This is a genomic window from Hyphomonas sp. (assembly GCF_040882205.1).
GTDB lineage: Bacteria > Pseudomonadota > Alphaproteobacteria > Caulobacterales > Hyphomonadaceae > Hyphomonas.
In genome coordinates, this window is the sequence record NZ_JBBEBT010000137.1 from 1 (window position 1) to 4,952 (window position 4,952).

Annotated in this window: 4 protein-coding genes and 2 tRNA genes; 1 reads left to right on the forward strand and 5 read right to left on the reverse strand. The window is 61.8% G+C overall.

Features of this window, described 5'->3' with window-relative positions; translation table 11 throughout:
- On the reverse strand, positions 1–912 hold a 912-nt coding region (locus WEA77_RS05440; RefSeq protein WP_368066854.1), incomplete at its 3' end, for an acyl-CoA thioesterase.
- Between the two features lie 167 nt (positions 913–1,079).
- Here WEA77_RS05440 and WEA77_RS05445 point away from each other — a divergent pair.
- Entirely contained in the window at positions 1,080–2,867 is a 1,788-nt protein-coding gene (locus tag WEA77_RS05445; RefSeq protein WP_368066855.1) for a long-chain-acyl-CoA synthetase, read from the forward strand.
- A 3-nt stretch (positions 2,868–2,870) separates the two neighbouring features.
- Here WEA77_RS05445 and WEA77_RS05450 read toward each other — a convergent pair.
- The 4 genes from WEA77_RS05450 to WEA77_RS05465 all read right to left on the reverse strand — a co-directional run bounded on the left by WEA77_RS05450 (position 2,871) and on the right by WEA77_RS05465 (position 4,873).
- A tRNA-Arg gene (locus WEA77_RS05450) sits at positions 2,871–2,947 on the reverse strand.
- A 26-nt stretch (positions 2,948–2,973) separates the two neighbouring features.
- Positions 2,974–3,282, reverse strand: a complete 309-nt coding sequence (locus WEA77_RS05455) for an ETC complex I subunit (RefSeq protein WP_368066856.1) — start codon at positions 3,280–3,282, stop codon at positions 2,974–2,976.
- Positions 3,283–3,749: 467 nt separating this feature from the next.
- Positions 3,750–3,827: transfer RNA gene (locus WEA77_RS05460), tRNA-Ser, on the reverse strand.
- 500 nt (positions 3,828–4,327) lie between these two features.
- Positions 4,328–4,873, reverse strand: coding sequence for a hypothetical protein (locus tag WEA77_RS05465; RefSeq protein ID WP_368066857.1), 546 nt, complete (start codon positions 4,871–4,873; stop codon positions 4,328–4,330).
- Between the last annotated feature and the right edge of the window lie 79 nt (positions 4,874–4,952).

Here is a 4,952-nt window from a genome sequence, read left to right on the forward strand (position 1 = left end):
GGGAGCGCGGGGCGCGGGCGCGCGGCGGTATTGCGGTTTTGGCTTTTTCACGACTTTGCGCATCAGACCATCCTGCGCCTCGGAGGCGACGAGGTTGCCGTTCGCGTCGAAGATCTTGCCGCGGTTGAAGCTGCGCCCGCCTCCGGCGTAGGGGCTGTCCATCGAATAGAGGTGCCAGTTGTCGAACTTCAGCGGGGCGTGAAACCACATGGCGTGGTCTAGGCTGGCGGACATCAGTTCGCCGGTCATCCAGGAGACGCCGTGCGGGCGGTTGCCGGTGCCGAGGAGGGCCATGTCGGAGGCGTAAGCGAGGAGGCAGTGGTGCAGCCAGGGCGCCTCATCGATGGGGCGGGCGACGCGGAACCAGAGGTCGTGCTGGTCGCTGGCGACGGCGGGGCGCGTCGGATGCAGCGGGGCAATCTCGCGCATCTCGATGGGACGGGGACGCAGGAAATGGCCGCGGTGGCGCTCGGGCAGTTTCTCGGCGAAGCGCCTGCGCCATTCGGAACGGTCTTCGACCTCGCCTGGGCCGATGACTTGCGCCATCTCGTGCTGATGGTGCCAGCCTTCCTCGGCGACATTGAAGCTGGCGGCGAGGTTGAAGATCTGCTTGCCGTGCTGGACGGCGACGACGCGGCGGGTGGTGAAGCTGCCGCCATCGCGCGAACGGTCGACCTGGTAGATGATCGGCACTTTCGGATCGCCTGGGCGGATGAAATAGGCGTGCAGCGAGTGGCAGGTGCGATCGTCCGGTACGGTGCGGTAGGCGGCGACGAGGGCCTGCGCGATGACCTGTCCGCCGAAGACGCGCTGGCTTTCCTCCTCATCCGGGCTCTGGCCGCGGAAGAGATCCAGTTCCAGGCGCTCGATATCGAGCAAGGTCAGCAGGTCGCCTACGGGATCGGTGGCCATTCGAGGCTCCTGTTTATTGTTGTGCGGCGCAGCATTAAGCGGTCACGCCGGGGAAGGCAATCGGCGGTTCATGCCGGTTTTCTTTGACAAGTACGGCGAAACGTCTTTGTCATGCAGCCTCCAAATTCCAATTTTTCAACGACGTCCAAGGCCGGAGGCGCCGACCCATGAATCCTGTTGCCATTCTTTCCCGTGAGTTCCGGTTCTTTCAGGACGCGCAGCTCCTGAAGAAGTGGACCGGGGACATTTCACCGGATTCCGATTTCCTGGTGGCGGACGATTTCGAACGGTCGGTAGACGCGCACCGGGCCAATATAGCGTTCCGGTTCGAGGGCCGGTCGACGACATATGGCGAGTTTGACGCGCTGGCGAGCCGGTTTGCCAACTGGGCGATTGCGCAGGGCCTCAAGGCGGGCGACTGTATCGCGCTGTTCATGGAGAACCGCCCGGAATACGTGGCAGCCTGGGCGGGCTTTGCGAAGGCGGGACTTGTCACGGCACTGATCAATCACAACCTCGAAGGCGAGGCGCTGGCGCACTGCGTGAACATCGCGGATGCGAAGCTGATCGTGACCGGGGCGGAGCAGGACGAGGCGGTGCGCGGAGCGCTGGGCATGATCACGGGCGCGCCCGTGGTCTGGTCGCTGGGCGGCAAGGCGGGGGCGGACCTTGGCGGCGTGCTGGAGGCATTCTCCGACAAGCGGCCTGACCGGTCGCGCCGCAAAGGGCTGCTCGGCAAGGATATGTGCCTTTATGTATATACGTCCGGCACGACGGGCCTGCCGAAGGCGGCGCGGCTGACGCAGGCCCGCACGCAGGGCATGATGCGCAGCTTCATTGCGCCGTGCCGGATCACGCCGAAGGACAAGGTATATATCACGCTGCCGCTGTATCACGGCACGGGCGGGCTGTGCGGGATCGGGCAGGCGCTGATGACCGGGGCGACTGCGATTGTGCGGCGGAAATTCTCGGCGAGCGCATTCTGGGACGAGGCGGCGGCGGAAGGCGCGACGAGCATCGTTTATATCGGCGAATTGTGCCGTTATCTCCTGAACTCGCCGCCGCATCCGAAGGAGCGGTCACACCGTATACGGACGGGTTTTGGCAATGGCCTGCGTCCTGAGGTCTGGCAGGCTTTCCTTGACCGGTTCAATATTCCGCACCTGTGCGAGTTCTATGGCTCGACCGAGGGCAATGTCAGTTTCATGAATTTTGACGGCAAGGTCGGCGCGGTGGGGCGCATTCCGGGCTGGCTGAAATCGCAGTTTGCGAACATTGCCTTCGTGAAGTTCAACATCGAGACCGAGCAGCCGGTGCGCGGGGCGGACGGGCTTTGCGTCAAGGCGGGCGTGGACGAGGCGGGCGAGGCGCTGGGCCTGATCGGCGACGATGTGCGCCAGCGGTTCGAAGGCTATAACGACCGACAGGCGACCGAGAAGAAGCTGCTGCGCGACGTGTTCACGAAGGGCGACCTCTGGTTCCGCACGGGCGACCTGCTGCGGATGGACAAGGACGGCTATATCTTTTTTGTCGACAGGATCGGCGACACGTACCGCTGGAAAGGCGAGAACGTCTCCACAAACGAGGTAGGCGAGGCGCTGTCGCGCGTGCCGGGCGTCAAAACGGCGAACGTTTACGGCGTGGCTATTCCGGGTACGGACGGCAAGGCCGGCATGGCGGCGATCACGACCGAGGGCGAGGTGGACTTCGCGGGACTGTACGGATTGCTGTCGGCAAGGCTGCCGAGCTATGCTGTGCCCATCTTCATCCGTGTGCAGCCTGAAGCGGAGACGACGGGCACATTCAAGTACCGCAAGGTCGAGCTGGTGGCGGAGGGGTTTGACCCCGACAAGGTGGACGAGCCCGTCTGGATGTTCGATCCTGAAGAGGCGGCCTATGTGCAGATGACGCAGGGGCGCTATGACCGGCTGGTATCGGGGGGATTCAGGTTTTAGGCGTGGCGACCCCGGCAGGATTTGAACCTGCGACCACTCGCTTAGAAGGCGAGCGCTCTATCCAGCTGAGCTACGGAGTCTTGTGGGCCAAGTAGCGCGGGGCGCTTCAGTGTGTCCACGGCTGTTTGCGCGCGGCGGAGAAGTTTTCCGAGTAGGATTTGACGAGGCGTTTTCTTTCCGCCGCCTCCTCGACCGTGAATTTCAGGCCTTCGCGCTCGGCATAGGCGATGGCCTGGTCGCGGGTTTCGAAGTGGAGGCGGACCTGGCCGGACATGTCATCGATGCCGGTCCAGCCCATGAGGGGGTCCAGGCGGCGCCGCGCGGCGGGGTTCACAAACTCGAGCACCCAGTCCTTCGTGTTGCCGCGCCCTGATTGCATGGCACTTTTTGCCGGTTTGTAGATCCGCGCTTCCATCGTTCTGCCGCCATCCGGGTTGCACTCAAGCCGCAATAGCGAGGCTTGGCGGCGCCCGCAACCATTATGCTGTTTTACCCGGAACCTGCCCGAATTGGCTGCCTGCTTTCAGTTCGGCGAAGACGCCAGCCAGGGGGTGCGCTGGCAGCGCACCCGGCCACCAGGGCAAAGGATGAAATCGCTTGTTTGGCCGGGCAGGGCCCTGATCCAACGTCGCAGTGAGCGCGTCAGTCAGCGCAGCGACGAATGGGCCTGTATCTGCGCCGACGCTCGCTTGCTCCAGAGCGCACATGCAAGCACCGCGCTGTTCGGGGCGGATGACCAGTCAACGGCAGATAGGCGTTGGTAACCGAACGACCATGCCGGCAATGAGACTAAAGGTAAACCAGGAATGCTTTGGTGTAGGGGCCTGTATTTATGGGATATACTGCAGTTTTTACAGGGCAACTCGCCCGAGGGGAGTTGGTCGGAGCGAGAGGATTCGAACCTCCGACCCTCTGGTCCCAAACCAGACAAACGGTGGCTTTGGCCCCTCGCAAGACCCCTGTAAATACAATGCATTAAGTGGTTTTTCGGCCACCGCTTGCCCACCCTTCACACGCCGAACCACCAATAGGCCACCGTCTAAATTGTAGTGACGTGGAGATAGCTGGGCTTGGCCCACCCCGCAACCGTTATGATGAAATATGAATAGGTCTGGCCTTTAAGATTCTGGTTAGTGAACCGTGCTGGTGGCCCAGAAGGCTGTTTCGTCGGTGTCATGTAGCGATAGCGTTTTCTTTCAGCGTCGCAAAATAGTTGGCCTCGGCTTCTGACGGGGAGCAGTGGCGACGGCTTTGCCTTCCAGTACGGCTTTGACGAGTCTGGCGATAAATCGTGCAAAGGGAACGATGTCCTGATCCACGCGCGCAGCCTCGAGGGCAGCCATGTGATCGGCGCGGTGTTCCATAGGGATGCCTGTCCAGGGATACCCCCCCCCGCAGCCGGCATGGCATTCATCAGGAATTGGCACACGCGACCACTTCCGTCCGTGTACGGAAGAATGCTAAAAGAATACTGAATGACCGAGCGCGACGCGTACGGACGGCTTTGTTTCCTGAGCGAGCCGTTCCAGAAAAGCCGGCAAAGCATCGCGCACCGCATCCCTGTTCAGCGGGACATGCCTGGAACGGCGGATGTAGACGGACGCATTTCGATATCCTGCAAGGTCGCGTGCCTTGACGAGACCGGTTGTTGCGCTCGGCGCGATCACTTTTCTATACCCACCAACATGGTCTTCATCGGCAATTACCCCGGCACTGCCGCCCTCGATAACTTTGGTGAGGCTCTCTTTAAGTTTCTGAAAAGCCCGCCAATAGCCCTGCGCGGCGAGCGTGTCGCGCAAGCTTTTGTCAGCTTCGTTTGCTTCAGGATTCCAGGTTCCGCTGCGCACGCGTTTGATCAGCTGCAGACTGACCTGATATCCTTCTATAGAAAGCGAGTGAAAGGCATCGGTCACATAAGTGTTCTCGACGACCTGCAGATAGGCCTCAGGATCGCCCGGCAATCCGGGCGCGGGTGGGAAGTATTCGGGAATGGAGCCGCGCATCATATCAACGCCGGCCTGACGGCAGAGTGAACCGCACCGGTAACCCCGGAGGCGATAGGTTTTGAGTTACGCAGCGTTAGCG